Annotated in this window: 31 protein-coding genes and 1 pseudogene; 18 read left to right on the forward strand and 14 right to left on the reverse strand. The window is 72.1% G+C overall.

All coding sequences use genetic code 11. The features are described from left to right. The first annotated feature begins 3 nt into the window (after positions 1–3). Positions 4–1,032, forward strand: coding sequence for a hemolysin family protein (locus RM590_RS05295; RefSeq protein ID WP_311703177.1), 1,029 nt, complete (start codon positions 4–6; stop codon positions 1,030–1,032). On the opposite strand, the gene RM590_RS05300 is transcribed toward RM590_RS05295, so the two are convergent. Both RM590_RS05300 and RM590_RS05305 read right to left on the reverse strand, forming a co-directional pair. Next, positions 974–1,870 (reverse strand): NAD(P)-dependent oxidoreductase, encoded by an 897-nt coding sequence (locus RM590_RS05300; RefSeq protein WP_311703178.1) that lies wholly within the window; start codon positions 1,868–1,870, stop codon positions 974–976. The two genes, RM590_RS05295 and RM590_RS05300, sit on opposite strands and share 59 nt — an antisense overlap. A gap of 1 nt (position 1,871) precedes the next feature. Further along, positions 1,872–2,759, reverse strand: a complete 888-nt coding sequence (locus tag RM590_RS05305) for an NAD(P)-dependent oxidoreductase (RefSeq protein WP_311703179.1) — start codon at positions 2,757–2,759, stop codon at positions 1,872–1,874. Between the two features lie 140 nt (positions 2,760–2,899). On the opposite strand from RM590_RS05305, the gene RM590_RS05310 reads away from it, so the two are divergent. Then, positions 2,900–3,379: a winged helix-turn-helix transcriptional regulator gene (locus tag RM590_RS05310; RefSeq protein ID WP_311703180.1), complete on the forward strand. Its 480-nt coding sequence runs from the start codon at positions 2,900–2,902 to the stop codon at positions 3,377–3,379. Here the strand turns inward: RM590_RS05310 and RM590_RS05315 are convergent. The 6 genes and pseudogenes from RM590_RS05315 to tatA form a co-directional block, all read right to left on the reverse strand. Beyond that, on the reverse strand, positions 3,354–3,887 hold the full coding sequence (locus RM590_RS05315) for a peptidylprolyl isomerase (protein WP_311703412.1): 534 nt from the start codon (positions 3,885–3,887) through the stop codon (positions 3,354–3,356). The two genes, RM590_RS05310 and RM590_RS05315, sit on opposite strands and share 26 nt — an antisense overlap. 279 nt (positions 3,888–4,166) lie before the next feature. Then, positions 4,167–5,501 carry a hypothetical protein gene (locus RM590_RS05320; RefSeq protein ID WP_311703181.1) on the reverse strand — a complete coding sequence of 445 codons (1,335 nt, stop codon included), beginning with the start codon at positions 5,499–5,501 and terminating at the stop codon, positions 4,167–4,169. A 24-nt stretch (positions 5,502–5,525) separates the two neighbouring features. Further along, positions 5,526–6,035 carry a SigE family RNA polymerase sigma factor gene (locus tag RM590_RS05325; RefSeq protein ID WP_311703182.1) on the reverse strand — a complete coding sequence of 170 codons (510 nt, stop codon included), beginning with the start codon at positions 6,033–6,035 and terminating at the stop codon, positions 5,526–5,528. A 110-nt stretch (positions 6,036–6,145) separates the two neighbouring features. Further along, on the reverse strand, positions 6,146–7,405 hold the full coding sequence (locus tag RM590_RS05330; protein WP_311703183.1) for a hypothetical protein: 1,260 nt from the start codon (positions 7,403–7,405) through the stop codon (positions 6,146–6,148). A gap of 205 nt (positions 7,406–7,610) precedes the next feature. Continuing rightward, positions 7,611–8,167, reverse strand: a pseudogene (locus tag RM590_RS05335) (AAA family ATPase). Positions 8,168–8,249: 82 nt separating this feature from the next. Next, entirely contained in the window at positions 8,250–8,540 is a 291-nt protein-coding gene (gene tatA, locus RM590_RS05340) for a Sec-independent protein translocase subunit TatA (RefSeq protein WP_311703184.1), read from the reverse strand. 258 nt (positions 8,541–8,798) lie between these two features. On the opposite strand from tatA, the gene RM590_RS05345 reads away from it, so the two are divergent. Continuing rightward, entirely contained in the window at positions 8,799–10,148 is a 1,350-nt protein-coding gene (locus RM590_RS05345) for a hypothetical protein (RefSeq protein WP_311703185.1), read from the forward strand. A gap of 25 nt (positions 10,149–10,173) precedes the next feature. Here the strand turns inward: RM590_RS05345 and RM590_RS05350 are convergent, their stop codons facing one another. Further along, positions 10,174–10,611: an ATP-binding protein gene (locus tag RM590_RS05350; protein WP_311703186.1), complete on the reverse strand. Its 438-nt coding sequence runs from the start codon at positions 10,609–10,611 to the stop codon at positions 10,174–10,176. 211 nt (positions 10,612–10,822) lie between these two features. On the opposite strand from RM590_RS05350, the gene RM590_RS05355 reads away from it, so the two are divergent. The 13 genes from RM590_RS05355 to RM590_RS05415 all read left to right on the forward strand — a co-directional run bounded on the left by RM590_RS05355 (position 10,823) and on the right by RM590_RS05415 (position 23,070). Continuing rightward, a complete protein-coding gene (locus RM590_RS05355) occupies positions 10,823–11,617 on the forward strand; it encodes a hypothetical protein (protein WP_311703187.1) in 795 nt (264 codons plus the stop codon). An 86-nt stretch (positions 11,618–11,703) separates the two neighbouring features. After that, a complete protein-coding gene (locus RM590_RS05360) occupies positions 11,704–12,459 on the forward strand; it encodes a YcnI family copper-binding membrane protein (RefSeq protein ID WP_311703188.1) in 756 nt (251 codons plus the stop codon). An 85-nt stretch (positions 12,460–12,544) separates the two neighbouring features. Further along, a complete protein-coding gene (locus tag RM590_RS05365) occupies positions 12,545–13,207 on the forward strand; it encodes an SCO family protein (protein ID WP_311703189.1) in 663 nt (220 codons plus the stop codon). Further along, positions 13,204–13,647, forward strand: a complete 444-nt coding sequence (locus RM590_RS05370; protein WP_311703190.1) for a copper chaperone PCu(A)C — start codon at positions 13,204–13,206, stop codon at positions 13,645–13,647. The genes RM590_RS05365 and RM590_RS05370 overlap by 4 nt, the downstream gene beginning before the upstream one ends. Before the next feature lie 10 nt (positions 13,648–13,657). After that, the gene (locus tag RM590_RS05375; protein ID WP_311703191.1) at positions 13,658–15,577 is read left to right on the forward strand and encodes a copper resistance CopC/CopD family protein; all 1,920 of its coding nucleotides are present in this window, start codon (positions 13,658–13,660) and stop codon (positions 15,575–15,577) included. A 24-nt stretch (positions 15,578–15,601) separates the two neighbouring features. After that, positions 15,602–16,834: an iron uptake transporter deferrochelatase/peroxidase subunit gene (gene efeB, locus RM590_RS05380; protein WP_311703192.1), complete on the forward strand. Its 1,233-nt coding sequence runs from the start codon at positions 15,602–15,604 to the stop codon at positions 16,832–16,834. A 130-nt stretch (positions 16,835–16,964) separates the two neighbouring features. Next, a complete protein-coding gene (gene pheA, locus RM590_RS05385) occupies positions 16,965–17,909 on the forward strand; it encodes a prephenate dehydratase (protein ID WP_311703193.1) in 945 nt (314 codons plus the stop codon). 421 nt (positions 17,910–18,330) lie between these two features. Further along, complete coding sequence (serS, locus tag RM590_RS05390) at positions 18,331–19,614, forward strand: serine--tRNA ligase (RefSeq protein ID WP_311703194.1); 1,284 nt, start codon at positions 18,331–18,333, stop codon at positions 19,612–19,614. Further along, complete coding sequence (locus RM590_RS05395; protein ID WP_311703195.1) at positions 19,611–20,486, forward strand: HAD family hydrolase; 876 nt, start codon at positions 19,611–19,613, stop codon at positions 20,484–20,486. The genes serS and RM590_RS05395 overlap by 4 nt, the downstream gene beginning before the upstream one ends. Before the next feature lie 232 nt (positions 20,487–20,718). Further along, the gene (locus RM590_RS05400; protein ID WP_311703196.1) at positions 20,719–21,414 is read left to right on the forward strand and encodes a sensor domain-containing protein; all 696 of its coding nucleotides are present in this window, start codon (positions 20,719–20,721) and stop codon (positions 21,412–21,414) included. Between the two features lie 95 nt (positions 21,415–21,509). Beyond that, positions 21,510–21,773: a hypothetical protein gene (locus RM590_RS05405; RefSeq protein ID WP_311703197.1), complete on the forward strand. Its 264-nt coding sequence runs from the start codon at positions 21,510–21,512 to the stop codon at positions 21,771–21,773. 30 nt (positions 21,774–21,803) lie between these two features. Further along, positions 21,804–22,325 carry an RNA polymerase sigma factor gene (locus tag RM590_RS05410; RefSeq protein ID WP_311703198.1) on the forward strand — a complete coding sequence of 174 codons (522 nt, stop codon included), beginning with the start codon at positions 21,804–21,806 and terminating at the stop codon, positions 22,323–22,325. After that, positions 22,312–23,070: a hypothetical protein gene (locus RM590_RS05415; RefSeq protein ID WP_311703199.1), complete on the forward strand. Its 759-nt coding sequence runs from the start codon at positions 22,312–22,314 to the stop codon at positions 23,068–23,070. The genes RM590_RS05410 and RM590_RS05415 overlap by 14 nt, the downstream gene beginning before the upstream one ends. Positions 23,071–23,114: 44 nt before the next feature. Here RM590_RS05415 and RM590_RS05420 read toward each other — a convergent pair whose 3' ends face one another. After that, positions 23,115–23,357: a DUF397 domain-containing protein gene (locus tag RM590_RS05420; RefSeq protein WP_311703200.1), complete on the reverse strand. Its 243-nt coding sequence runs from the start codon at positions 23,355–23,357 to the stop codon at positions 23,115–23,117. Then, positions 23,354–24,163 (reverse strand): helix-turn-helix domain-containing protein, encoded by an 810-nt coding sequence (locus RM590_RS05425; RefSeq protein WP_311703201.1) that lies wholly within the window; start codon positions 24,161–24,163, stop codon positions 23,354–23,356. Before RM590_RS05425 ends, RM590_RS05420 begins: the two co-directional genes overlap by 4 nt. 114 nt (positions 24,164–24,277) lie before the next feature. On the opposite strand from RM590_RS05425, the gene RM590_RS05430 reads away from it, so the two are divergent. Both RM590_RS05430 and RM590_RS05435 read left to right on the forward strand, forming a co-directional pair. Then, positions 24,278–24,697 carry a hypothetical protein gene (locus tag RM590_RS05430; protein WP_311703202.1) on the forward strand — a complete coding sequence of 140 codons (420 nt, stop codon included), beginning with the start codon at positions 24,278–24,280 and terminating at the stop codon, positions 24,695–24,697. Positions 24,698–24,790: 93 nt separating this feature from the next. Next, complete coding sequence (locus tag RM590_RS05435; RefSeq protein ID WP_311703203.1) at positions 24,791–25,033, forward strand: hypothetical protein; 243 nt, start codon at positions 24,791–24,793, stop codon at positions 25,031–25,033. Positions 25,034–25,063: 30 nt separating this feature from the next. On the opposite strand, the gene RM590_RS05440 is transcribed toward RM590_RS05435, so the two are convergent. The 3 genes from RM590_RS05440 to RM590_RS05450 are packed head-to-tail and all read right to left on the reverse strand — an operon-like array spanning position 25,064 to position 26,399. Beyond that, a complete protein-coding gene (locus RM590_RS05440) occupies positions 25,064–25,585 on the reverse strand; it encodes a GNAT family N-acetyltransferase (RefSeq protein ID WP_311703204.1) in 522 nt (173 codons plus the stop codon). Positions 25,586–25,596: 11 nt separating this feature from the next. Then, positions 25,597–25,935, reverse strand: a complete 339-nt coding sequence (locus RM590_RS05445; RefSeq protein WP_311703205.1) for a PCC domain-containing protein — start codon at positions 25,933–25,935, stop codon at positions 25,597–25,599. After that, complete coding sequence (locus RM590_RS05450; protein WP_311703206.1) at positions 25,932–26,399, reverse strand: hypothetical protein; 468 nt, start codon at positions 26,397–26,399, stop codon at positions 25,932–25,934. The genes RM590_RS05445 and RM590_RS05450 overlap by 4 nt, the downstream gene beginning before the upstream one ends. Positions 26,400–26,419 lie beyond the last annotated feature (20 nt).

Below are 26,419 nucleotides of genomic sequence, written 5' to 3' on the forward strand. Positions count from 1 at the left end.
GCGGTGAGCCCGGGGCCGGCGATCCTGGTCACCGTGGCGCTGCTCATCGGCAGCGGGTTCTTCGTGGCCGCCGAGTTCGCGCTGGTGGCGGCGAAGCACCACCGGCTGGAGCAGGCGCGGACCGAGGGCGCGCGCGGCGCGCGGGCGGCGCTGGCGGGCATGCACGAGCTGTCGCTGATGCTGGCCGGGTCCCAACTGGGCATCACCGCCTGCACGCTGGGCCTGGGCAGCATCTCGGAGCCCGCGATAGCGCACCAGGTGGATCCGCTGCTGCACGAGGCGGGGCTGCCCGGAGGGCTGAGCTATGGCATCGCGTTCGTGGTGGCGATGACGGTCGTCGTCTTCCTGCACATGGTGGTGGGCGAGATGGCGCCGAAGTCGTGGGCGATCTCGCACCCGGAGCGTTCGGCGATGCTGCTGGCGCCGCCGTTCCGCGCCCTGGTGCGGGTGGTGCGCCCGTTGATCCGCTGGCTGAACGGGATCAGCAACGCGCTGGTGCGGCTGTGCCGGGTGACGCCCCGGGAGGAGCTGACACCGGTGCACGACCGTGAGCAACTGGCCCACCTGGTCGCCGAGTCGCAGCGGCTCGGGCTGATCAGCGAGACGGACTCGGGGCTGATCACGCGGTCGCTCACCGAGCCGCAGGCGCCGGTCGGCGCGATCGTGGTGCCGGCCGAGCAGATCATCGCAGTGGGCGGGGACGCGGGCACGGAACAGATCCTGGCCACCGCGGCGGCCAGCGACCACACGCGGCTGCTGGTGCGCGACGGGCCGCGCGTGGTCGGTTCGGTGCACGCCCGGGACGCCATGGTGGCCCGCGCCCGGGGCCGCCGGGTGACGGCCCGGGAGCTGGCGCGCCCGGTGCCGGAGCTGACCGCGGACGACACGGTGGCGCACGCGGTGGAGCAGCTCCGGCAGCGCCGGGCGTCCCTGGCGGTGGTGCGGGGGGCGGACGGCCGGGTGACCGGGCTGATCAGTCTGGACGATCTGCTGGTGCGGCTGATGGGGCCGGCGGCCGGATCAGCTCGATGACGCTGCTGAAGCTGTCCTCCCCATGGCCGGCGGCGACGGTCCGGTCCACCAGCGCCAGGACGGAGTCCAGGGCGCTGGTGTCCAGGCCGTGGGCGCGGCTGACCTCGGCGATGTGCCGGATCGCGGCCGCGTCCATGCGGAGGTTGCCCGCCGCACCGAGGTGCTCGCCGGTGCCGATGGCCGAGGCGAAGCCGGCGGCGATGGCGGGCAGCAGGGTGGCGACCTCGGTGGCGTAGGACAGGAAGTCCTCGGGGGAGATGCCCTCCGCGCCGGCCAGGGCGAAGGCGTGCACGAGGCCGGCCGCTCCGGTGAAGAAGGCGTCGAGCATGGCGAGGTCGTGGGCGGCGGCCAGGCCGGGGTCGGTGCCCAGGTGGCGGACCTTGCCGCCGAGTGCGGCGAGGGTGTCGCGGTGTGCCTCGAACGTCTTGGGCGGGCCGCTGGTGAGGATCAGCGCGTCGGGGGTGCCGACGACGGGGACGGGCACCATGACGGCGCCGTCGAGGAAGGCGATGCCGTGCTTCTCGGCCCAGGCGGCGAGTTCGCGGCCCTGCTCGGGGGTGCCGTTGGTCAGGTTGACCAGGGTGCGGCCGGCCAACGTGGTGGCGAGCGGGTCGAGCACCTGGCGGGCCGCCGTGTCGTCGACGACGCAGATGACGGTCAACGGGGCGGCGGTGACGGCCTCTTCGGGGGTGGCCGCGACGCGGGCGCCGCGCGCGGCCAGCGGCTCGGCGCGGGCGGCGGTGCGGTTCCAGACGGTGACATCGTGGCCGGCCGTGAGGAACGCCCCGGCGAGCGCGGTGCCCATGGCACCGAGCCCGAGGACGGCGACGGATGCCATTTCATGCCTCCTTGGCGAGCAGGGTCACCATGGCGGCGGCGTCCTTGCCGCCCTGGCCGGCCGCGACGGCGCGGTGCAGCAACTCGCCCATCGGGACCATCAGATCGGGGCGGATGCCCTGGGCCTCGCTGGCGTCGAGGATGTTGACGTAGGCGGCGGCCTGCATCGCCAGGTTGGAGTTGGCGGCGTCGCCGGGAGCGCCCTCCTCGGTCTGGCGGGCGATCTCGGGCAGGCTGGTCAGCATGGCGTTCAGCCAGGGCAGCAGCCGGGTGGTGGTGAACTCGGTGGCGCTGATGCCCTCGGAGCCGGTGAGCGCGAGAGCTTGCAGGGCGCCGCCGAACAGCCCGTACATGCCGCTGAGCAGCGCCAGGTCGACGAGCGCGGCCAGCCCGGGATCGGTGCCCAGGAAGTCGGCGACGCCGAACCGTTCGAGGGTGGCCTGGTGGGTGTCGAACGCCTCCCGCGCGCCGCTGTAGAGGATGCTCGCGCCGGGGTGGCCGATCATCGGCGGGGTGGCCATGATGCCGCCGTCGAGGAAGGCGATACCGTGCTTCTCGGCCCAGGCGGCGAGTTCGCGGCCCTGCTCGGGGGTGCCGTTGGTCAGGTTGACCAGGGTGCGGCCGGTGAGCGAGGCGGCGACGGGGTCGAGCGTTTCATGGACGGAGGCGTGGTCCAGCAGGCAGGCGATCACCAACGGGCTGGCGGTGATGGCCTCTTCGAGGCCGGCGGTGCGGGCGCCCCGGGCGGCCAGCGGCTCGGCGCGGGCGGCGGTGCGGTTCCAGACGGTGACATCGTGGCCGCCGGACAGCAGTGCGTCGGCCAGCGCGGTGCCCATGGCGCCGAGCCCGAGCAGGGTGACGGCGGGCGCGGCGGGCGTGCGGTCGGTCATCTGAGGGTCTCCCGAGACATACGTGTCGCTGAGGTGGTTGAACGAGGGGAACGCGGGCCCGCGCCACCGCAAGACTTACTCAGCGCTGTACGCTCGACAAGTACCGACTAATTTGTCAGGTACCAACTTATGGGTCAGTAATGGGGGAAGGGGCGGTCACCATGCCACAACGGCCCTATAGCTGCGGAATTGACGCGGCCATCGACGTCGTCGGCGGGAAGTGGAAGGTGCTGATTCTCTGGGCGCTGCACGACGGGGAGCGGCGCTTCGGGGAGCTGCGGCGCTCGATTCCCGGGGTCAGCGAGAAGGTGCTGATCCAGCAGTTGCGGGAGTTGGAGGCGGACGAGATCGTGCACCGCGAGGTGTTCCGGGAGGTGCCGCCGCGCGTGGAGTACTCGCTCACGGAGTTCGGCGTGTCGCTCAACCGCGCGCTCGGCCCGCTCGGCGCCTGGGGCAAGGAGCACAAGCAGCGGATCGAGGGCATCCGGGACCGGCAGGAGGCGGCGGCCGAGGCGAAGAAGACCCCGGCGCCGTGCGACGACGCCGGGGAATGCGTGGATGTGGTGGCTGTGGCGGACGGGGTGGGAGCGGGCGCTACTCCACGGTCACGGACTCGATGACGACGTCCTCGACGGGACGGTCGTTGGGGTCGGTCTCGGTGGTGGCGATCGCGTCCACGACGGCGCGGCTCTCGTCGTCGGCGACCTCGCCGAAGATGGTGTGCATCCCGTTGAGGTGGGTGGTCGGCGCGACGGTGATGAAGAACTGCGAACCGTTGGTGCTCGGCCCGGAGTTGGCCATGGCCAGCAGGTAGGGGTCGTCGAAGGTCAGCTCGGGGTCGATCTCGTCCTCGAACTGGTAGCCCGGGCCGCCCATGCCAGTGCCCTCCGGGTCGCCGCCCTGAATCATGAAGCCGTCGATCACGCGGTGGAAGATCGTGCCGTCGTACAGCGGCTCGCCGTCCTCCTGGCCGGTCCACTGGAGGGAGCCGTCGGCCAGGCCCACGAAGTTCGTCACGGTCAGCGGCGCGGACTCCGGGAACAGCGTGACCGTGATGTCGCCCTCGCTGGTGTGGATCGTGGCCTCGGTGACGTCCGTGACCTCCGCGCCCGAGGGGCCGGCCGGCACCTCCTCGGCGGGGGTCTCGGTGGTGGGCTGCTCCTCGGCGTCCGGCGGAGTGGAACCGCCGTCCGCGTCGCCCTCGTCGGAGTCCGAACCGCAGGCCGTCAGCAGCCCGAGGCAGAGCAGCGCCGTCGCCAGTCGGCGAGGAGAGCGGATCATGTCAGGTGCCTTCCGTGTGCCCGTACGCGGATGGTGAGCGCGCTCATCATGCACCACGCACGCCCCGGGCGTCTCCCCCGTGTCCACCCGTCGGAACGGCGGGCGGACACGGGAGAGTTGACCTGCTCACCTCCCGGCGAGCAGCTCGGCCCAGGCGGGATCCGTGGCTATGTCCCGGAGCTGGTCCACGCTCAGCGGGGTGCCCTCGCGCGTCGGCACGGTGTCCTCGTGGTTGGTGTTCTGCTGGGAGAGGCTGAGAGCGGTGCCGTCCGGCCAGACGGCGGTCACCGTCCACAGGCCCCACGAGCTGGCCTCGTCCGGCGGATATGAGCAGGTCTCGACCGCCACGCCGCCGTCGGCCCCGGTCACCACGCACTCCGGCCCCAGCGACTCGAAGACGGCGGTGTCGTCGTCGGGCATCATGTCGTAGGCGGCGTAGGCGGTGATGTCCATCGCCACCGGGCCCGCGCCGTCGTCGAGCTCCGTGTAGGCCGCTCCCGGCTCCTCGGTGTCGCCGACCTGGGTGACCGTCTGGCCCTCCGGGACCAGGTCCCGAAGGACCGCGACCAGGTCTGCGGAGGGTATGTCGCTGTAGTCCTCCGCCCAGTCGCCGGTGATGCCGCCGTCCTCCGGCGGCGGGCCGTGCTCCGCGGTGGCCGCCTCGAACGCGTCCTGCCAGACCTGGGCGTACGCGATGTCGCCGAGCTCGGACCAGTCCAGCGGCGGAGGGGTGCCGTCGCGGCCGTCGCGGCTCACCATCACGGACACCTGCCACATGCCCGGCGCCTCGGCGCTCCAGGTGCCGGGGCCCTCCAGCCAGACCTCCCAGGAGTGGAACGGCTCCTCCTCGGTGCCGCTGGTGCCGCCGCCCAGATCGGGGGCGTCGCCCACGGGATACGTCTCGGTGAGGGTGGAGAACCTCAGACCGTCCGGCTGCTCCCGCTCCTGGCAGCCGGGGATCCCCACACAGCCGGCCATCTCACGCCAGTCCTCGCCCCCGTAACGCGTCAGCGACACGGTCACCTCGAACGGGCCGGAGCCGTCGTCGGCCGTCACGGACACGATCGGGTCGCCGCTGACCTCGGGCCCGTCCACGTAGGGCTCACTGATCTCCCACTCGGACGGGAGCAGGCCGGTCAAAGCGTCGATCATGTCCTCGTCGGTCAGCTCCGGCGTGTCCGCGATCGCGGGAGGTCCGCCGTCGTCTCCGCCCCCGCCCGGCAACTGCACGGCGGCCACCCCGATCGCCGCCACGGCGGTGGCGGCGCCGGCCACCGCGCCGACCCGGCGCCGCCACAGCCGGGCCCTGCCGCGCCGCAGTCCCCCCGCGACCAGCGCCTCGGTGTCGGTGTGGAACGCGGTGCCGGCCTGCCGCAGCATCGCGCCGAGCTCCCGCTCGTAGTCGGGCTCGACGTCCCCGTACCCGTAACCGTTTCTGTCGTTCATGTCGTTCGTGGTCATGGCTGGTATCCCTTCCACCGGGCCCTATGCGGCGGTGAGTTCGGCGAAGCCCGCGTTCCCCAGCCGGGTACGGAGCTTGGCCAGCGCGCGGCTGGTCCGGGTGCGGACGGCGTTGGAGCTGACACGCATCGCGTCCGCGGTCTGCTCGACGCTCAGGTCCTCCCAGTACCGGAGCACCAGCACGGTGCGGTCCTTGGGCGGCAGGCCGTCGAGCGCCTGGAGGAGGGTGATCCGCAGCGACGAGTCACCCATCTCCACGGGTAGTTCGGGAAGCTGATCGGCGGGGCGCTCGGTGCTGCTGCGCCGCCGTCGGTAGGTGAGATAGGCGCGGACGAGCACGGTCCGCGCGTAGGCATCCGGGTTGTCGATGCAGCGGCGCCGGTGCCACACGGTGTACATGCGGCCGAGCGTCTCCTGCACGAGATCCTCGGCGAGATGGGTGTCCCCGCCCGTGAGCAGGCACGCCGAGCGGTAGAGCGCCGGGCTCCTGCTGACTGCGAACTCGCGGTACGCGTCCTGATCGCGCCGCCTCATCTGCCCCCCTGGTGTTTCTCGGCGTCCGTGCACTTATCTCGACGCGCCGGGCCCGCCGATATGTTGCACCCGGCGGTGCCGCCCCGTGACGGCACCGCCGGGAGACTGGATCAGGCGGCGAACAGAGCCCGCCACTGGTCAGCGGTGGCGATCTCCGTCAGCTCCTCGACGCTCAGCGGCGCGTCGGCGCGGACCGGCTCGGTCTCCCAGTCCGGCGAGTTGACCGCGGAGACGCTCAGCGAGGAGCCGTCCGGGTAGACGACGTCGACCCAGTTGAGCACGTACGGGTCGTCCTCACCGGCCGGCCACTCGCAGGCGCTGACGGTGGTGCCGTCCGGCAGGGTGGTGTCCTCGCAGGTCGGCTCGGACGCCTCGGCCTCGGCCTCCTCGGCGACGAGCTCGTCCTCGGTCACCAGCTCAAGCTCCTCGTAGGAGGCCACCAGCTCGGAGTCCTCCGACGCCATGCCCTCTTCCTCGGTGCCCTCGGTGGCCTCCCAGGCGGTGATCTCCACCAGGCCCGGGCCCTCGCCGTCGTCCACCTGGAGGGTGGCGTAACCGGGGTCCTCGTCCGTGCCGTCGGTGATCTCCAGGCCCTCCGGAGCCAACTCACGGAAGACGGCCCGCAGATCGGCGGACGGAATGTCGCTGACCGGCAGGTCGCCGTCGTCCGGCGGACCGTACTGCGCGTCCGCCTCGTCGAGCACGTCCTGCCACAGCGGGCTCTGCACGACCTCGGCGAGCTGGTCGAGGTCCAGCGGCGGCGCGTAGGAGGCCGGGTCCTCAAGGCCCAGCAGGTCCTTGCTCTCCGACAGCACGACCGCGCGCCCACCGGGCTGCTCCAGCCCGGAGCCGCCCGGGCTCTCCAGCCACGCCTGCCAGGTGATGTCGTGGTAGGGCTCGTCGCCCTCCTCGTCCGAGCCCGCGTACGCGTCCTCGGTCGTCACCAGGGAGAGGATCGACCCGTCGGGCAGGACGGTGTCCTCGCAGGTGAAGCCCTCCGTCGGCTCGCCCCAGCCCTGGCAGCCCGCGATGTCGTGCCAGTCCTCGGTCGCCCAGCGGTACACGTCCAGGGAGAGCGAGACTTCGCCCGCGCCGTCATCCGCCGTCAGATAGGCGTACGGCGCGTCGGTGGTCTCCAGTCCCTCCCCGTCGGACCCGGTGATCGCCAGGTCCGCCGGGAGCTGGGCGGTCAGCGCGTCGATCGTCTCCTGGGCGGTCACCGGCACCTCAGCGGCCGGTGCCTCACCCACGGTCCCCGGCGTCTGCCCGACGGCGGCCTGAGTCGGTGCCGCGGCGGCCATCGTCGCGGCGGCGGCCGTCGCGATCGCCGCGGCCAGCAGCACCCGGCGCCGCCCACGCGGCTTCGTCATGGTGTCCCCGTTCGTCATTGCCAATCCCCTTCGTCGGCTCGCGCCCCGCAGGGCGCTTCGGCGAGCCGCGATCCCCCGCGTCTCTCGCCCTTCACTTCACTCGACGCGCCGGGGCTCAAGGGATGTTGCAGACTTTTTTCGAGTGACTTCGGAGAACTTCCGAGGGGACCTCCGGGGGGGACCTCCGGGGACGCCAACTCACCCCTCAGACCAGCGCCTTGGGCAGCGCCGCGAGGATCGCGTCCACCGTCTCCTCCGGCGTCCACTCCGAGGTGTCGAGCCACAGCCCGAGGCGGGGCGTCCGGGCGCGCAGCGACTCGTCGAGCGCGGCGACGGTCCACGGCCCATAGCCGTTCTTCTCCCGCCCCGCCTCCCGGGCGGCGACGGCCTCGGGGCGCGGCGCGAGCACGACGACGTACAGCGGCCGGGTGCGCACGAGTCCGGTGAACGCGGTCAGGTCGTCCTCCAGCACGATGTCCTGCACGACCGCGGTGACCCGGCCGAGGCGTACAGATCCGCGGCGGACGCGGCGAGCCGGTACCGCAGCCGAAGCTGCGCCCCGGCCTCGGCCGCCGCCTCGGCGGGCGCCCCGGGCAGCATCTCCTCGCGCCCGGAGACGATCATGCGGCGGAACGTGTCGCCGCGCACATGGGCGGCCCGCGGCAGCCGGGCGGCCAGCGCCTGGGCGACCGTGGACTTGCCGGCCGCCATCACGCCGGTGATCAGCACGACCGCGCCGTCGAGTGTGCCGTTGGTCGTCATCGTTCGGGCTCCTCACCACGCGGTGGTCCGGGCAGGCCAAAGCGCCCCCGGTCGCGGTGGACCGGGGGCGTCGGCAGGCGGGTCAGGCCTGCGTGGCCGGCTTCGGCTCGTCCACCGGCCGGGAGCTGGTGACGTCGCCGGGGGCGGCCTGGATGGTCTTGGCCGTCACCGGCTGCTGCGGCTCGGGCTCCTCGCCCTTGGGCGGAGCCGCCGCCGCGGAGGCGTTCTCGGCCTTCATGGCCGCGGTCTCGCTCTTGAGGATGCGTGCCGACTTCCCCAGCGAGCGTGCGATGTCGGGCAGCCGCTTGGCCCCGAAGACCAGCAGCACCACGATGAGGAGGAGAACAAGCTCTCGCGCCCCGATCTGACCCATGACTTCCACCTCCATGGAGACGTACACAAAACGTCCCGCGCCAGCCGCAACGGTAGCGCGCCTGAGGTAAAGATTGCACAAATCGCAAGACAATACCTCTACGCAGCCCGTATTAACAAAACGCATAAGGCACTTCACGCCCATATCCCCCCGGACCGCCGACCCACTCCCCGCCCACCACCCCCTGTGGCATGATCCGGTGCTCGGCGTAACGGCACGGGGAGACCGGACACACAGGCCTGACAGGGGGACGCGAACATGCGGCTGCGAAGCGCGCGAAAGGTACGGAACGCACTCGTCGGAACGGTCGCCGTCTGCGCGCTCGCGGCATGCGGCGGCGGCGGTGACGACAACGACGGCGACGGCGGCAGCACGAGCGGGGACACCAAGGACAGCGGAGCCGAGGAGGGCGCGGGCGGCGGTGACGACGGCGCCCCGGAGGACACCCCGCCCGCCCTCCAGCTCACCGTGCCCGCCGCGTACGACACCTCCCGGGGCTGGCAGACCGACGGGATCGGCACCACACTGGCCCTGCCCCGCTCCGGCGCCGTCGCCACCTTCACCGGGGACGGCATCGCCGAGGGAACGTTCACCGTGCGGGACGTGACCAACGGCGAGCCCCTGTGGACCAGCGCCCCCGTGACGGCCGTCGGCGAGAGCTCGCTGGGCTCGTTCACGCTCACCTCGGGCGGCGCGGAGTACCTGGTGGCCTGGTCGGCCGGCGCCGCCGGGGCGGACGCCGTCGACCGGGGCGACGACACCGTCTCGATCGACATCTTCGCCGTCGAGGGCGCCTCCGGCGACGCCGTCGAGCCGCTGCACGTCGACGTGCCCGGCGAGGGCAGCGTCAGCGACGGCGGCACCGCGCTGCTGGTCGAGCTGGGCGACGGCAAGGTCGTCTCCGTGGACCCGGCCACCGGCGAGACCGCCGAGCACGACCCCGAGACCCTGGCCCCGCCCGCCTCCTGCAAGGACTGCTCGCCCGGCGGCGAGATCTTCGCCATGACCGCGAACGGCCCGCTGGCGACGGACAGTTGGTCCTACGACGGCCTCTGGGTCCCCGGCGGCTGGGCCAGCGGGGACCTGACGCCCGCCGACGCCCGCTCCGACTCGTCCCCGACCGGCATCTTCATCGGCGACAACCTGCTGCTCACCCAGTGGGAGCGGGAGGGCGACGACGCCGACATCTGGGTCGCGCTGGACACCGCCACCGGCGAGACGATCTCCACCGTCACCTGCCAGCCGGACGACGGCTGGGGCGGCAGCGGCGGCGACGGGGAGCCCGCGCTCTCCGGGGACGCCCGTTACCTCGTGAACGACCAGGTCGTCCTGGACCTCCAGGAGGGCACCGGCGTCTGCTACCTGCCGACCGAGGAGACGAACGAGATCACGTTCACCTCGGTGAGCTCGACGGGCACCGCCTGGGGAACGGCCCATGTCAGCGACGGCTGGTCCACCACCGAGGAGCCGGTCGCGGTCGAGGTCGCCAGCGGTGAGTACGAGTCGCTGGCCGACGGCCCGGTCTACCCCTTCGACGACTTCGGCGGCATGGGGCTCTTCCTGGACGAGGAGAGCAACACGGTGGTGGTCTACCCGCACGCCGAGTGAACGGGCGGCCGGTCGAAACGAAAGGTCAGGACGCCCGCAGCAGGGCGCCCTCGCGCCACTTCAGCACCTTGTCGAACGTCACGACCGCGCCGCCGCTGCCCGGCTGGTTGTCGAACCGGACCCGGTCGGCCAGCGCCTCGATCAGCCGCATCCCGCGCCCGTCCTGCTGGAGCTCGCGGGGCTCGGGCCGGGCGAGGAAGGCGTCCGCCGGGAAGCCGGGCCCGGAGTCGGTGACCTCGATGCGGCACACGTCCCCGTGGATGGAGGCGGTGACCTGGTAGTTCTCGGAGTGGCCGCCGCCGTGCCGGACCGCGTTGGAACAGGCCTCGGACAGGGCGACACACAGTTCGTGGGAGATGTCCGCGTCCACCCCCGCCGCCTCCATGGCGCCGAGCAGAAGCCGCCGCGCGAGCGGGACGCTGGCCGCTTCGCGCCGCAGTTGGAGAGACCACCAGATGCTCATGTTCCAGCCTCCTGGCCGCGGCTCGACATATCCGTAGGTATTGCCTACCGGTCCGCGCCGTAAGCGCGGAACGCCCAAGCTCCCCCATTCAGCGGACGTATCGGGACATACCAGCCGATACGTCATCGCTTCCGGACACCTCACCAATCGCTTATCGAACGGGTGCCCAGGAGTCCCCCCACTATGCCTTCGATGAGATGATGACCCGGCCATGCGTGCCGGAGCCGATCTGCGACTGCTGCGAGCCGCGGTCTTCGCCGCGGCCTGCGCCGCGCTGGCCGCCACCGGGCACCTCGCCGCCACCGGCTCCGGAAGCGGCACGCTGCCGCCCGCGACCCTGGCCGCCGGCTGGGCCGTGGCCTTCGCCGCCGCCGTGCCGCTGGCTGGGCGCGAACGCCGCTCGGCACCCGCCATCGCCGCCGCCCTCGCCGCCGGACAGCTCGCGCTCCACGTGCTCTTCTGCCTGGGCCAGCACCGGCCCGGCCCGGCCGGGAGCGGCCAGCACGGGACCGACCCGATCGCGCTGGCCCGCCGGCTGCTGTGCAACGACCACGGGCTCACGCTCACCGAGGGCAGCGCGCTGCGGATCATCGACGCCGCCGGGCTCCACCACCCGGGCCCGGGCACCACCCCGCACGCGGCCGAGGCCCCGTGCCTGGGTGACGCGTTCGCCTCGCTCGCCTCCGCGCCGATGCTGCTGGGCCACCTGCTCGCCGCCCTCGCCACCGGCTGGCTGCTGCGCCGTGGCGAGGCCGCGCTGTGGCGGCTCATCCGGCTCTCCGCACGCCTCACCGCCGACCTTCTGCCCTGCCTGCCGGCGCTGCGCCGTGCGCTGCGGCTGCTGCGCACGCTGTGCGGCGCGGCTCCGCTGCCCGCGCGGGCGCACCGCCCGGCGCACACGGGCCATCACACGCTCCCCGCCCCGCACGGCATCGTCCTCGCCAACGCGACGACCCCGCGCGGGCCGCCCGCGCGCCCGGCGCACCACTTCACCCTCGCGGCCTGAACGCACTCCCGGGAACGACGAGTGCGCTCTTCCCGCGCGCTCGTTCACCCCTCTTCTCACCACAACGAACTGTGGAGTGCACTCACATGAATCGCACGCGTCTCGCCGTGTCCGCCGCCGTCTCCGCCGCTGCCGTTCTCACGCTCGCCGGGCCGGCCGCCGCCCACGTCACCGTCGACCCCAACGAGGCGGAACAGGGCGGCTACACCACGCTCAACGTCAGGGTGCCCAACGAGCGCGACAACGCCTCGACCATCGGCCTGGAGATCCACCTCGACCCCGAGCACCCGATCGCCTCCGTGCGGACGCAGCCCGTGCCCGGCTGGGACGTGGAGGTCGAGACCGCCGAGCTGGCGGAGCCCGTCGAGGTGCACGGCAGCGAGATCACCGAGGCCCCCAGCGTCATCCGCTGGACCGGCGGGGAGATTCCGCCAGGGACCTTCCAGCAGTTCCCGCTGTCCGTCGGGCCGCTGCCCGAGGACACCGACCAGCTGTTCTTCAAGGCGATCCAGACGTACGACAACGACGAGGTCGTCCGCTGGATCGAGGAGCCGGTGGAGGGCGAGGCCGAGCCCGAACACCCGGCCGCCGTGCTCAGCCTGGCCCCGGCGGAGGGCGGCGGCCACGGCGGTGACGACGCCGCCTCCGGCGACACCGAGGAAACGGACACCACGGCGGAGACCACCGAGAACGCCGCCAGTGAGACCACCGCCGACGCCGACTCGGACGCCTCCGACACCACCGCCCGCGTCCTCGCGGGCGTCGGCATCGCCGTCGGCGTGGCCGGCGTCGCGTTCGGCGTCCTCGCCGGCCGCCGCCGCACCCCCTCCTCGGACGCCTGATACCCGACCGCCCCCCAGCGCCGCGGGGCGGCCACACCCCGCCCCGCGGCACCTCTCGAACTCACGCACACCAGGAACGTTTCGCATGCACCTGCGCAAGATCAGCACCGCCGCCGTCGCCGCCGCCACCGCGCTCACCCTCGCGGCCTGCGGCAGCGAGAACGACTCCGGCGACACCGGCGACGACCCCGTCGCCGAGGTCTCCGGCGCCCAGGCCGAGGACGAGGGCACCGTCCTCGACCAACCCTTCGACAAGCCCGAGCTGCTCCTCACCGACACGAACGGCGAGCCCTACGACTTCGTCGAGGAGACCGCCCGCCGCGCCACGCTGCTGTACTTCGGCTACACCCACTGCCCGGACATCTGCCCGCTCACCATGAGCAACATCGCCGTCGCCACCGCCGGCCTCACCGAGGAGCAGCGCGCCGATCTGCGCGTCGTCTTCGTCACCACCGACCCGGAGCGCGACACCCCCGAGGAGCTGGGCTCCTGGCTGGCCAACCACGACCCCGAATTCACCGGCCTGACCGGCGACTTCGAGACCATCCAGGAGGCCGCCCTGGCCCTCGGCGTGGCCATCGAGCCGTCCTACGAGGACGACAACGGCGACATCGTCTCCACCCACGGCACCCAGGTCCTCGCCTTCCTGCCGACCGACGACAAGGCCCACGTCGTCTACACCGAGGGCGTCACCGCGCAGACCTTCGAACGGGATCTGCCCGGACTGATCGCCGGGGAACTGCCGTGATCCGCCGGGGAATCCCGGCCGTGGCCGCCGCACTCGCCCTCGCCCTCGGCGGCTGCGGGGACGACGGCGGCGGCGAGCCCGAACTCGAAGCCGGCGGCGCCTTCATCCCCGAGCCCGTCACCGCCGACATGGCGGGCGGCTTCCTGACCGTCACCAACACCGGCGACGCCGACGACACCCTCGTCTCCGTCACCAGCGACCTGACCGGGACCGTCGAGTTCCACGAGACCGTGGACAACGCCATGCACCAGGTCGAGTCCCTGCCCATCCCCGCCGGCGGCGAGCTCAGCCTCGGCCGCGGCGGCACCCACCTCATGCTCATCGACCTCTCCCGCAAGCCCACCGAAGGCGAGACCGTTTCCCTCCAACTGCACTTCGAGACATCGGACCCGATCACCCTCGACGTGCCGGTCGAAGCCGCCACCCACACCGGGGAGTGACACCGCAGCCATGACGACCACCATCCCCCGTTCGCCGGCCACGCTGCTCCTGCTCGTCGCCGCGGCGCTCGCCACGCTGCTGCTGGCCGCGTCGCCCGCCGCCGCACACGCCGAACTCACCGGCAGCACCCCCGGGGACGGGGAGGTGGTGGCCACCGCGCCCGACCAGGTCAGCCTCACGTTCTCCGAGTCGGTCTCGCTGGCCGACGACGCTGTCCGCGTGCTCGACCCGCGGGGCGAACGCGCCGACACCGGGCAGCTCGTCGACGAGGGCGGCAACACGCACTCCCTCACCCTCCGGCCCGACCTCGCCGACGGCACCTACACCGTGGCCTGGCAGGCGGTCTCGGCCGACAGCCACCCCGTCGCGGGCGCCTTCACGTTCTCCATCGGCGCCCCCTCCGAGACCACCGTGGAGGTGTCCACCGACACCGGCGACCAGGGCGCCGTCGGCCTGCTCTACGACATCGCCCGCTACGCCTCCTACACCGGCTTCCTCCTCCTCGCGGGTTCGGCCGCGTTCGCCCTGCGCTGCTGGCCGGACGCCACCGGGCGGCGTGCGGTCCAGCGCGTCACGCTCACCGGCTGGACGACGCTCACCGCCGCGACCATCGCGCTGTTGCTGCTGCGCACCCCCTACACCGGCTCCGGCGAACTGGCCGACGCGCTCGACCTCGACGGCCTCGGCGACGTCATCGACACCAGGATCGGCACCGCGCTGGTCACCCGGCTGCTGCTGCTCGCCGCCGCCGGGCTGTTCATCGCCGTGCTGTTCGGCCCCTACGCCCGGCTGCGCGCCACCCCCGAAGGCGACCCCGGGGCCGACCTCGACGAGGACACCGCGAGCCGCGTCAAGGACCTCGCCTTCGGCCTGGCCCTGGGCGGCACGATCCTCGCCATCGGCACCGCCGCCACCTGGTCCATGTCCGAACACGCCGCCACCGGGCGGCAGACGGGCCTGGCCATCCCCGCCGACATCCTCCACCTGCTGGCCGTCGCCGCCTGGCTGGGCGGCCTGACCACGCTGCTGGTCCTGCTGCGCACCGAGCCCGCGCTCCCGCGTGAGGCCGTCCGCCGCTTCTCCGCCGTCGCCCTGACCTCCGTCACGGTGCTGGCCGCCACCGGGCTCTACCAGTCCTGGCGGCAGGTCGGCCTCTCCTGGTCGGCCCTCACCGGCACCGACTACGGCCGGCTGCTCCTCCTCAAGGTCGCGCTGGTCGCCACGCTCCTGCTGGCCGCCCGCATATCGCGCCGCTGGACGGGGCTCCTCACGGACGACCCCGAGCCCGCGAAGGAAACGGAAACGGCCGAGGATCCGGCGCCCGAGCCCCTGACCGACGACCCCGAACGCGCCCGGCAGCTCGCCCGCCAGCGCACCGCCGTCGCCGAGGCCCGCCGCCGCCAGGCCCGGGACGCCGACCCCCGGCGGTCCGGCCTGCGCCGCTCGGTCCTCACCGAAACGGCCATCGCCGCCGTCCTCCTCGCCGTCACCACCGCGCTCACCGCCACCACACCCGCCCGCACCGCCGACAGCGAGACCCCGGCGGCCGCGACCGAGGACACAGCCGGACCGGAGATCTCGGGGAACGCGCAGGGCACCCTGTCGATCCCCTTCGACACCGGCGGCGAGTGGGGCCAGGGCACCGCCGAGGTGGACGTCACACCCGCCCGCACCGGGAGCAACACCGTTCAGATCCGTCTCTTCGACACCGAGGGCCTGCCCACCGGCGCCGTCGAGATCCGCGTCGCGTTCACCCTGCCCGCCGAGGAACTGGGGCCGCTGCGCCACGAACCGCTGCACGTCGGCGTCGGCCACTGGACCGTCACGGACGTCCAACTCCCCCGCCCCGGCGAGTGGGAGATGGCCCTCACCATCCGCACCTCGGACATCGACCAGGTGACCGAGACCACCACCCTCCGCGTCGAGTGACCCATCGATCGAACTGAACGAGCCATGACTGAACGCACCCACCTCTCCCGCCGCCGCCTGCTCACCGCCGCCGGCACGGCGGGCGCCGCCGGGCTGGCCGTCGGCACCACCACCGGCGCCCTCGCCCACTCCGCCGCCACCGACGACCCCGGCCCGGCCCTGACCACCCTCGGCAGCACCGCCGTCCCCTTCCACGGCGACCACCAGCCGGGCATCACCACGCCGATGCAGGCGCACGGCCACCTCGCCGCGTTCGACCTCGTGCCCGGGGCCGACCGCCGCGCCGCCGCCGCGCTGCTGCGCCGCTGGTCCACGCTGGCCGCCGAGCTGATGGCCGGCGGCCGGCCCGAGACGGACACCGGCGTCTCCCACGACGCCGGGCCGGCCTCCCTCTCCGTCACCTTCGGCTTCGGCCACAGCTTCTTCGACGCCACCGGCCTCACCACCGCCCGGCCCGCCGCGCTGGAGCCGCTGCCCGCGTTCTCCGCCGACGAGCTGGACCCGGCCCGGTCGAACGGCGACCTGTGGATCCAGATCGGCGCCGACGACGCGCTCGTCGCGTTCCACGCGCTGCGCACGCTCCAGCGCGCCGCCGCCGAGACGGCCGCCGTGCGCTGGCAGATGACCGGCTTCAACCGCAGCCCGGGCGCGACCGCCCGCCCGATGACCGCGCGCAATCTGATGGGCCAGGTCGACGGCACCAACAACCCCCGGCCGGAGGACGACGACTTCGAGGCCCGCGTCTTCGTGCCCGCCAACGGCGAGCCGGCCTGGATGGCGCGCGGCTCCTACGCCGTCGTGCGCCGGATCCGGATGCTCCTGGACGACTGGGAGAACCGTTCCCTCGACGAGCAGGAACGGGTCATCGGCCGCCGCAAGTCCGACGGCGCGCCGCTCACCGGCGGCGAGGAGACGACCCCCGTCGATCTCGCGGCCACCCATCCGGACGGCACCGGCGTCATCGCCGCCAACGCCCACGTCCGGGTCACCGCGCCGGAGAGCAACGGCGGCGCGGCGATGCTGCGGCGCCCGTTCTCCTACTCGGACGGCTTCCGCGACGACGGCGCCCCGGACGCCGGGCTGCTGTTCATCGCCTGGCAGGCCGACCCGCTGCGCGGCTTCGTTCCCGTGCAGCGGAAGCTCGACCGGGGCGACGCGCTGTCGGAGTTCATCCGCCACGAGGCGAGCGCGCTGTTCGCCGTGCCGGGTGGGGCGCGGGAGGGCGAGTACGTCGGTCAAGCCCTGCTCGAAGGGTGAGCGTCGCACGCGCAGCCGCCCAGCCGCGCGTGACCGGCAAAGCCGCACTTTCGCTGCGCGGGCGGAGAAGCGCCGTTCGGACACTGAGACCAGCGGGCACGGCGCGCAGCGACGGGGCTACCGTTACGGCATGACAGCAGCGAGCCGTTATACGTATCTCGGTCCCGAGGGCACCTTCACCGAAGCCGCGCTCCGCACCCTGCCCGAGGCGGCCACCCGTGAGCTGGTACCGATGATCTCGGTGCCCGCCGCCCTGGACGCCGTGCGCAACGGCGAGGCGGGCGGCGCGCTGGTCCCCATCGAGAACTCGGTGGAGGGCGGCGTCTCGGCGACCGTGGACGAACTGGCCTCCGGCGAGCCGCTGATGATCTACCGCGAGGTGCACCTGCCGATCGCGTTCGCGCTGCTGGTGCGACCGGGCACGACGATCGACAACATCAAGACGGTGACTGGCCACCCGGTGGCCCAGCCGCAGGTGCGGGGCTGGCTGGAGCGTTTCCTGCCGGAGGCGCAGTGGGAGTCGGCGGCCTCCAACGCGGACGGTGCGCGGCTGGTGCAGGAGGGGCGGTTCGACGCGGCGTTCGCGGGCGAGTTCGCGGCGCCGACCTACGGCCTGGAGCCGCTGGTGACCGACATCCACGACGCGCACAACGCCACCACGCGTTTCGTGCTCGTCGGCCGCCCGGCACGGCCGGCCGCCCCGACGGGCGCGGACAAGACGTCGGTGGTGCTGTGGCTGCGCATGGACCGGCCGGGCGCGCTGCTGGAGGTGCTCCAGGAGTTCGCGACCTGTGGGGTGAACCTGATGCGCATCGAGTCGCGGCCCACCGGCCGGGGCATCGGCCAGTACAGCTTCTCGGTGGACTGCGAGGGGCACATCTCCGACCGCCGGGTGGGGGAGGCGCTGATGGGTCTGAAGCGGCTGTGCCAGGACGTGCGGTACCTGGGGTCCTATCCCCGGGCGGACCATGTGGAGCCGTCGGTGATGCCGGGCACGGCGGACGAGGATTTCCTGCTGGCGGCCGACTGGCTGACCCGCTGCCTGGACGGCCGGACGGGCCCGCTGCGCGGCTGAGGGCCCGACCTGTGGACTCTCCGCAAAGTTATCCACAGAGCACCCTGTGTGCCTGTGCATAAGTCGACATGACCAATGAGGCAACATCGACATATGCCCCACCTCCCACCGAAGACACCCAAGCAGGAATGGATCACCTTTCGTCATCTCAATTCCCGCGGGTAACTCGGGAGCGTGAGGCAAATTCCCTCGTAAGTGAGTGTGGGCGGCGGTCGAATGGGGAATTCTCCGCCGCATGACAGGACCGCCGGGTAATCCACTGCGTCATCCACAGGGCCCCCGGCGGCCTGTGGATAACTCTGTGGAGACCGCCCCTGACCTGTGGATTTCCCTCGACGTGCCTTTCCGGGCAAAACGGGCTAAATACCCCAGCGTTCTTTTTCGATGCAACGGCGGTCCACCACCCCGGTAGCCTGGCCCCGTGATTGACCTTCGCCTGCTTCGTGAGGACCCCGACCGAGTGCGCGCGTCCCAGCGCGCCCGCGGAGAGGACGTCGGCCTCGTCGACGCCCTGCTCTCCGCCGACGAGGCGCGCCGGTCGTCCGGTTCCCGGTTCGACGCGCTGCGCGCCGAGCAGAAGCAGCTCGGGAAGCAGATCTCGCGCGCCACCGGCGAGGAGAAGGCCGAGCTACTGAAGCGCACCGGCGAGCTGGCCGCCGCCGTGAAGGCGGCCGACGCCGAGCGCGACGAGGCCGCCGCGGAGGCGGGGGCCCTGCTGCTGAAGCTGGGCAATCTGGTGCACCCGGACGTCCCGGTCGGCGGCGAGGAGGACTTCACCGTCCGCGAGACGCACGGGATCATCCGAGACTTCGAGGCCGAGGGCTTCGAGCCGCGCGACCATCTGGAGCTGGGCCAGGCGCTGGGCGCGATCGACACCGAGCGCGGCGCCAAGGTCTCCGGCTCGCGCTTCGCCTATCTGACGGGCGTCGGCGCGCTGCTGGAGCTGGCCCTGGTCAACGCGGCGATCGCGCAGGCCACGGCCGCCGGCTTCATCCCGATGATGACGCCCGCGCTGGTCAAGCCGCAGGCGATGGAGGGCACCGGCTTCCTGGGCCAGGCCGCGCAGGACGTCTACCACCTGGAGAAGGACGACTACTACCTGGTGGGCACCTCGGAGGTGCCGCTCGCCGGGTACCACATGGACGAGATCCTGGACGGCGGCCAACTGCCGCTGCGCTACGCCGGGTTCTCGCCCTGCTTCCGCCGCGAGGCCGGCTCGCACGGCAAGGACACCCGGGGCATCTTCCGCGTCCACCAGTTCGACAAGGTCGAGATGTTCTCCTATGTCGCGCCGGAGGACGCCGAGGCCGAGCTGGAGCGGCTGCTCGGCTGGGAGAAGCAGTGGCTCACGTCGCTGGAGCTGCCGTTCCGCGTGATCGACGTGGCCAGCGGCGACCTGGGCGCCTCCGCCTCGCGCAAGTACGACTGCGAGGTGTGGATGCCCACCCAGGGCCGGTACCGCGAGCTGACCTCCACGTCCAACTGCGGGGAGTTCCAGGCCCGGCGCCTGTCGATCCGCATGCGGGACAAGGAGAAGGGCGTCCGGCCGCTGGCCACGCTCAACGGGACCCTGTGCGCGGTGCAGCGCACCATGGTCCTCCTCCTGGAGAACCACCAGCAGGCGGACGGCTCCGTCCGCGTGCCGGAGGTGCTGCGCCCCTACCTCGGCGGCCGGGACTTTCTGGAGCCGGTGAACGCCGCGTGAGCGGCGACGGCATAGCGCCGCCCGCGCTGCCGCACCGGTTCCCCTACCGGCTGGTCGCCACGGATCTGGACGGCACGCTGCTGCGCGGCGACGAGACGATCTCGCCGCGCACCCGGGCCGCGCTCGCCGCCGCGCAGGCGGCGGGCGCGCACCACATCGTGGTGACCGGCCGCAGCGTGGCGTGGACGCGGCACATTCTGGACGACCTGGGGTACCGGGGGCTCGCCGTCTGCGGGCAGGGCGCGCAGCTCTATCACGCGGGCGAGCACCGGCTGCTGACCTCCGTGACGCTGGACCGGGCGCTGGCCCGGGGCGTGGTGGCGCGGCTGGAGGCGGAGCTCGGCCCGCTGGCCCTCGCGGCGAACCGGGACGGCCTGGACGGCGACATCGCGATGGACGAGCGCTTCCGCGCGGCGGTGGGCGACGCGTACCGGGGTCGCGGCGAGGACAACCCGTATCCCACGGACGCGCCCGACCGCACCGCGCTCTTCGAACAGCCGCTGATCAAGCTCTACATCCAGCGCACGGGCCTGTCCGACGACGAGCTCGCGGCGGCGGCCCGGTCGCTGGTGGGCGAGCTGGTGGAGGTCGTGGTCTCCGGCGAGAACCTGGTCGAGGTGCTGCCGCTGGGCCTGACGAAGGCCACCGGCCTGGCGCTGGCCGCGCGGCGCCTGAAGGTGACGGCCGGCGAGACGATCGCGTTCGGTGACATGCCCAACGACATACCCATGCTCAAGTGGGCCGCGCACGGGGTGGCCATGGGCGGGGCGCATCCGGATCTGCTGGCCGTCGCCGACGAGGTGACCGCGGGGAACGACGCCGACGGGATCGCCGAGGTGCTGGAGCCACTGCTGCGGCCCGCTGATTCGTAACGCCGCGGCCCGCAAAGTTATCCACAGGTTGTGCACAGGGGGTAGACCCCCGGTGATCAGGCATTTATGGATGAGCAACGGTCGCTGTCCACAGGCGTGTTGGCTTGTGGAGACGTCAACGCCTCACTCGTCCGGGTGATTTGAAACGACCCGTGGGGGTGGTGTCAGGTACACCCCCGACCGGTGCTCTGGGCGGCTGTGGCGCCGGCCCGGGACCGGGGATAGTAGGGCCATGACCGAGATGACGACGCTGCCGGCGGTGACGGCCGGTGCACCCGCACGGACCCGGCGCTCCGGGCGTTTCGAGCGATTCGGGCGTGAACTGCGCTATCTGACCGCCGGATTGCCGGTAGGCATCGCCGCCTACACGGTCATCGTCGCGGGGTTCTCAGTGGGCCTGGGCAGTCTGGCCCTGGTGATCGGGGTGCCCGTGCTGGCCTGGACGCTAAGCGTGGCGCGGTGGTTCGCGGCGGGGGAACGGCGGCAGGTGGAGACGGCGACGGGCCGCGCGATGCCCGCGCCGCACTACCGGGTGGCCGGGCCGGGCGCCACGCTGGGCCAGTGGTGGCGGGCGCTGGGCGATCCGCAGTCCTGGCGGGACCTGCTGCACGCGTTCCTCGCGTTCCCGCTGCGGGTGACGACGTTCTGCCTCGCCCTGACCTGGACGGTGGGCGGCCTCGGCGAGCTGCTGTACGGCACGTGGGCGTGGTCGCTGCCCCGCGACGAGGGCGAAACGGGCGTGCTGGACCTGGCGTTCGGCATCTCCTCGGAGGCCGCCGACATCGCGTTCAACACGGGCGTCGGCATCGTGCTGCTGGCGACCGCCGTCCCCATGGTGCGTGGACTCGTGGCGCTCCAGGCCGCGTTGGCCCGCGCACTGCTTACCCCTTCGGGTGACGGCGGGAGTTCGACGCATAACCCTGCGTGACAGCAGGGAAGAGACGGGGCATGTGGGGATTCCGATGGCGCCGGGAAGCGAGAGTCCGAACGTGGCGGCGGGGCACCATCGTGCTCCCGGCCGGCGTGCCGCCACCGTCACCGCCGCCCGAGCTGGCCGCCGACGAGGTGGCCCTGGGCGAGTGTTCGTGGAGCGGCGTCGCCGTGTGGGACAAGCCGGGCGGCGGCAGCGTCATCGGCTTCTGCGAGCCGTTCACACCGCTCAAGGTGTCCGGGCGGACCGGCCGCTTCCTCAAGATCGAGACCCTGGAGGGCGAGCCCCTCACGGGCTACGCGCTGTGCGCCGTGATCCGGGTGGATCCTCCCGAGAATGGGTCGGGAAAGCTGTAAGGACCCCGCCCCCGCCGGACATCACTGGGTATGGAATCGGAAGCACAGGCTGACGAGTTCGACCGGCTCTTCCGGTCAACCTTTCGCCGGGTACTGGCCTACTGCCTGCGCCGAACCAGTGAGACGGCCGCGCACGACGCGGTTTCCGAGGTGTACGCGGTGGCGTGGCGGAAACGCCGCCACGTTCCGGACGAGGAGCACGACGCGGCCCTGTGGCTGCTCGGCATCGCCCGGAACGTTCTCGCCAACCAGGCGCGTGGGCAACGGCGTTGGGCGCGCCTAATACGACGCGCCGCGCAGCAGCCCGCCGAGCCGCCGCCGTCCGTGTCCACGGACGGGGCGCCCGACCTCGCATCCGCGCTGGCGGCCCTGTCGGCCGCCGATCAGGAAATCCTGCGGCTCACCTACTGGGACGAGCTGCCGCACCGCGACATCGCCGTGGTGCTCGGGATCTCCGTGGGCGCCGTCGCCACCCGCCTGCATCGCGCCAGGGAACGGCTGCGGGCCGCCCTGGCCACCCAGTCCAAGGAGAAGCAACATGCCCGACGTTGAGCGCTCGGATGATGAACTGGCGGAAATCTTCCGCGAGTCGGACCCGGTCGCGCACCGCGCCCTGCCCGACGCCGATGGCCCGCTGGCCCTGCGGATCCGCACGCGGATACACATCGGTCGGCGGCGGCGTGTGGTGCTGATCCCGGCCGTGGCCGCCTGCGCGATGGCCGCGACGGCGGGAGGGTACGCCTGGATCGACGCCGACGGAACGGCGACGGTCCCGCAGCGGCAGGGCCACGCCGTTCAGGACACGGCGGAGGTGACGGCCGCCGCCGCGCCGATCGCGCTCGGCTGCGGAGACCACGGAGACGCGCTGGCCGTCAACGTCGCCTACGACACCCCCGAGGACCGGTGCCGCGACCTGTGGACGAACGCCCCCGAGGAGCTGGTCACCTGCGCGCCGAGCGCGATGGACTACGCGGTCATGGTCCTCCCCGGCGGCCCGGAGGAGTGCGCGGCGAACGACGCGACGGTGTGGGAGGGGCCCACCGACGAGCAGCGGGGACTGTCCCTCGTCGCCGCCGACCTGGCCGCGACGCTGGACGAGGAGGGGCAGTGCCTGACCCCGGAAGAGGTCGCGGAGATCACCGCCGGCCTGCTTGAGGAGCACGGTGTGGACGACTGGACCGTCGAGACGGGGGACGTCATCGTGCGGGCCACGCCGGGTGAGGAGATCGTGGTCGATCTGGAGTGCGTCAACTCCGTGACGTGGAACGCGGAGGAGCACGCGATCGAGCTGGCGTGAACGGAGCCGCAGGCACCCGGCGTCCCGGGTGCCTGCGGTGACGGTCAACGGGCGGTCGTGTACTCCACGAACGCGGCCCAGGCGTCCGTGGTGACCGTGAACGGGCGGCGGGTGGTGTCCTTGGAGTCGCGAACGTGCACGGAGTGTGCGCAAGCGGCGACCTCGACACACTCGCCGCCATCGCCTGCGCTGTAGCTGGACTTGTGCCAGTCGAAGGCGACCTCCACGCAGTCGCCGCCATCGCCGGTGCTGTAGCTGCTCTTGAACCAGGTCAGTTCGCTGTTCACAGTTCTCCTGCCAGCTTCTCGATGAAACGTGCCGACTCCTGGGGGGAGAGGGCCTGCGCTCGCAGGATCCCATACCGCTCGTTCATGAGCGCCACTCGCTTCTTGTCGGAGATCAGCTCATTGCCGTTCTGGTGCTCGACATAGGCGTAGTTGCGGTGCTCCTTGCTGGTCAGCAGGGTCAGGTAGCCGTGCAGCCCTACGTGCTCCTCGCGGTCGGTGGGCATCACCTGGACGGTGATGAAGTGTTTCCTGGCGCAGTCCGCCAGATGCAACAACTGCTCCTTGAGCACGGCCTTTCCGCCCACCGGCCGCAGGAGCACCGACTCCTCGATGATGAAGCCGAGGAACGGCTCGGGCACCCGCTTCAGCAGCTCCTGCCGCTCCAACCGGGCCGCGACCTGCTTCTCGATCTCCTCCTCGCTCAGCGCCGGGGTGTACATCTTGAACATGGCGCGGGCGTAGGCCTCGGTTTGCAGCAATCCCGGGATGGCCAGCGGCGCATAGGAGTTGAGGGCGTAGCAGCCGCGCTCCAACGCGGCGTAGTCCCGGAAGAACTCGCGGTACTTCTCGGCCGCCATATAGTCGGAGACGGACGTCAGCAGGCCGTTGGCCTGAAGTACCCGGTCCAGGCTGTGGATGAGCTCGGTGTCGGGGATCCGCTCGCCGCGCTCCACGGCGCCGATCATCGATGCCGAGATGGCACACGGCTCGGCGACCTGCTCTCTCGTCATCTTGTGGAACTCCCGCAGCGTCCGGCACTGTCGGCCGAACGACAGCCGCAGGGCGGAGATCTCCTGCTCGGCCATGTGTCAACCACCCACTTTCACGCACGTTTGGAATGCACACAGGGGGGCGCCAGCTCACCCACTGTGATGGCATCACTACTGGTCACCGTAGCCGTCCGCCGGGATGGTTGGAGCATGAACTGGGAAAACACCACACCTGAGTGGGTACCGACCCGCGGCTGCACGATGCGCAAGACGGGCCTCTTCTTCGACGCGGTCCGGATCCCCGGCGCGTTCGGCTCGAAGGTGGCCGCCACGCTGGGCGCCTCGAACGGGGGCGAAGCGGGGCCGGTGATCGGGGAGTTGCTGGGCAAGCGGTGGCTGTACTTCGTGCTGCCGGTGGGCACCGTCTCCGAGTTCCAGTGGCCCCTGGAGGTCGAGCGGTACAGCCGGATGACGCCCAACGCGGTCTCGTTCATCGGCATCCCGGCGCTGGAGGGCGACACCTGGCCGCTCTTCTGGTTCTCGCGCCCGACCGCCGACCAGCCGTACGTCGACCCGGCCCTCCTGCACGCGGCGGTGCTCGCCCAGGCGGAGGCGGACACGCATGCCTGACGAGCGGGGCGTTCCTTCCCGGATGGTGATCGTCGCCCAGGTGATAACGGGCTGCGGTCTGGTGGGCGCACTGGCGCTGGCGGTGATCGCGCGATGAACGTGACGCCGGGCAGCGTGGTGCTGTCCGTGGAGATAGACGCGGGTACGGTGCAGCGCGGCGACCAGGTGATGATCGGCGGCCAGCAGTTCACGGTGCGCGACATGCACACGCTGGCCTCGAGCCGCAAACGGCTGGAGTTCGCGACGGGCGAGACGTTCACGATGGCCCCCACCACGATCCTCTGGGCCGCCCGCCGGGTCCCGCCACGCCTCCTGCTGCGCCGGCGGCGACGCTGACTCACGGCGGAGGGCGCCCTCCGCCGTGAGTCAGCGCAGGCCGAGCAGCATGACGTTGTACGTTTCCGAACCCCCCGACGGGCGGGCCTCGCCGATCTCGCGGTACCCCCATGCCCGGTAGGCCGCCCGGGCCGCCGTGCTGTCCGGGTGGACGTTGAGCAGCACGCGTTCGGCCTCGACGCCGTCGAGCAGCGTCTCGTGCAGCCGGCGCGCGATGCCCTGGCCGCGCCACGGTCGGCACACGGCGAGTTCCATGAGACCGAAGGTCCGGTGCCCGTCCTCGCGGCGCATGTCGTCGGGGACGGGCTCGGTCAGTTCGTCCCACCAGGCCGTGCTCGGGTCGAGGAGGTAGCCGTAGGCGATGCCCACCGGCTCGCCGTCGGCGGTACGAGCCAGGGCGGCCCGGAAGCCGCCCCGGCGAGTCCCCGAGTGGAAGCGCCGGAATGCGGCCGCCACGTCTGCGGCGGTCTCGTGGTACGGCGGTTCCGCGAACACCTCGGCGTAGACGAGCCGGAACGCGTCCTCGGCCCGAGCCGCGGACGGCCCGTCCATGCGCTCCATCATCATGCGGCGGCGGACGGCAGAACGTACGCGCGGGCGAAGTGGGTCTTGATGGTGGCGGCGTGGAGGTGCCCGGCCAGAGCCCTGTCGCCTTCGACGCCCATGACGACGTGGATGTGGACGAAGCCGTTTCGGATCTCGCCGGTGCCGGTCATCTCGGCGGGCAGCGGGTAGGTGGTGATGGTGTCCTTCAGGGCATCGTCGGCGGGCATGGTGGAGATGGTGAAGTCCTCGGCGGCTCCGACGAGGGAGACGATCGCGCCGTCGGTGATGCCGGCCTCGGCGACCTGGCGGTTGAGGGAGGCGACCAGTTCGTCGTCGCGGACTTCGAAGGTGATCATCCGGGGCTCCATCCGATCAACGGGCTCAGCTCCCGCAGCATGACCGATGAGCACCATCTGGCGCCAGCGTCACGGGGGTTGAGGGCTTCCGTGGCGAAGCGCTGAGCAAGGTACCGGGCCCGGTGGGGGTAGGCGGCCGGATCGCGGGCGATGGACCCGGCGGTGGTCCAGTCGTCCCCGCAGGTGCGCGCCGTTACCGCCGTCATGTACAGGTGCCGCACTTCCTCGTCGTGGGCCAGGACGCGGGTCACCTCGGCGGCCTTCTCCGCGCCGGGGAGTTTGGCGAGGATGCCCGCGGAGTTCACCCGAAGGATCGCGGTGTCGCCGCTGGTCATCCAGCGCTGCAGGTGGGACACACAGGGCTTGTCGTCGCCGGCCAGCGAGGCGATGACGATGTCCGTGTTGTGCGTGGTCTGGACTTGCGCCAGGGGTCCGGGATCGCGGCTCGCGACGCTGGCGATCATCTCCGAAGCCAGGCTCCCGT

It is taken from the genome of Streptomyces litchfieldiae (assembly GCF_031845365.1).
Lineage (GTDB): Bacteria > Actinomycetota > Actinomycetes > Streptomycetales > Streptomycetaceae > Streptomyces > Streptomyces litchfieldiae.

Bases quoted from the DNA above. Each gene is read 5' to 3' on its own strand.
- efeB (WP_311703192.1), top strand. From the start codon at position 15,602: ATGACTGAACGCACCCACCTCTCCCGCCGCCGCCTGCTCACCGCCGCC.
- RM590_RS05320 (WP_311703181.1), bottom strand. From the start codon at position 5,501: ATGACCACGAACGACATGAACGACAGAAACGGTTACGGGTACGGGGAC.
- RM590_RS05350 (WP_311703186.1), bottom strand. From the start codon at position 10,611: ATGAGCATCTGGTGGTCTCTCCAACTGCGGCGCGAAGCGGCCAGCGTC.
- RM590_RS05415 (WP_311703199.1), top strand. From the start codon at position 22,312: ATGCCCGACGTTGAGCGCTCGGATGATGAACTGGCGGAAATCTTCCGC.
- RM590_RS05345 (WP_311703185.1), top strand. From the start codon at position 8,799: ATGCGGCTGCGAAGCGCGCGAAAGGTACGGAACGCACTCGTCGGAACG.
- RM590_RS05375 (WP_311703191.1), top strand. From the start codon at position 13,658: ATGACGACCACCATCCCCCGTTCGCCGGCCACGCTGCTCCTGCTCGTC.
- RM590_RS05365 (WP_311703189.1), top strand. From the start codon at position 12,545: ATGCACCTGCGCAAGATCAGCACCGCCGCCGTCGCCGCCGCCACCGCG.
- RM590_RS05445 (WP_311703205.1), bottom strand. From the start codon at position 25,935: ATGATCACCTTCGAAGTCCGCGACGACGAACTGGTCGCCTCCCTCAAC.
- RM590_RS05360 (WP_311703188.1), top strand. From the start codon at position 11,704: ATGAATCGCACGCGTCTCGCCGTGTCCGCCGCCGTCTCCGCCGCTGCC.
- RM590_RS05300 (WP_311703178.1), bottom strand. From the start codon at position 1,870: ATGGCATCCGTCGCCGTCCTCGGGCTCGGTGCCATGGGCACCGCGCTC.
- RM590_RS05355 (WP_311703187.1), top strand. From the start codon at position 10,823: ATGCGTGCCGGAGCCGATCTGCGACTGCTGCGAGCCGCGGTCTTCGCC.
- RM590_RS05450 (WP_311703206.1), bottom strand. From the start codon at position 26,399: ATGATCGCCAGCGTCGCGAGCCGCGATCCCGGACCCCTGGCGCAAGTC.
- RM590_RS05435 (WP_311703203.1), top strand. From the start codon at position 24,791: ATGAACGTGACGCCGGGCAGCGTGGTGCTGTCCGTGGAGATAGACGCG.
- RM590_RS05440 (WP_311703204.1), bottom strand. From the start codon at position 25,585: ATGGACGGGCCGTCCGCGGCTCGGGCCGAGGACGCGTTCCGGCTCGTC.
- RM590_RS05430 (WP_311703202.1), top strand. From the start codon at position 24,278: ATGAACTGGGAAAACACCACACCTGAGTGGGTACCGACCCGCGGCTGC.
- RM590_RS05325 (WP_311703182.1), bottom strand. From the start codon at position 6,035: ATGAGGCGGCGCGATCAGGACGCGTACCGCGAGTTCGCAGTCAGCAGG.
- RM590_RS05310 (WP_311703180.1), top strand. From the start codon at position 2,900: ATGGGGGAAGGGGCGGTCACCATGCCACAACGGCCCTATAGCTGCGGA.
- RM590_RS05330 (WP_311703183.1), bottom strand. From the start codon at position 7,405: ATGACGAAGCCGCGTGGGCGGCGCCGGGTGCTGCTGGCCGCGGCGATC.
- RM590_RS05425 (WP_311703201.1), bottom strand. From the start codon at position 24,163: ATGGCCGAGCAGGAGATCTCCGCCCTGCGGCTGTCGTTCGGCCGACAG.
- RM590_RS05410 (WP_311703198.1), top strand. From the start codon at position 21,804: ATGGAATCGGAAGCACAGGCTGACGAGTTCGACCGGCTCTTCCGGTCA.
- tatA (WP_311703184.1), bottom strand. From the start codon at position 8,540: ATGGGTCAGATCGGGGCGCGAGAGCTTGTTCTCCTCCTCATCGTGGTG.
- pheA (WP_311703193.1), top strand. From the start codon at position 16,965: ATGACAGCAGCGAGCCGTTATACGTATCTCGGTCCCGAGGGCACCTTC.
- RM590_RS05305 (WP_311703179.1), bottom strand. From the start codon at position 2,759: ATGACCGACCGCACGCCCGCCGCGCCCGCCGTCACCCTGCTCGGGCTC.
- RM590_RS05400 (WP_311703196.1), top strand. From the start codon at position 20,719: ATGACCGAGATGACGACGCTGCCGGCGGTGACGGCCGGTGCACCCGCA.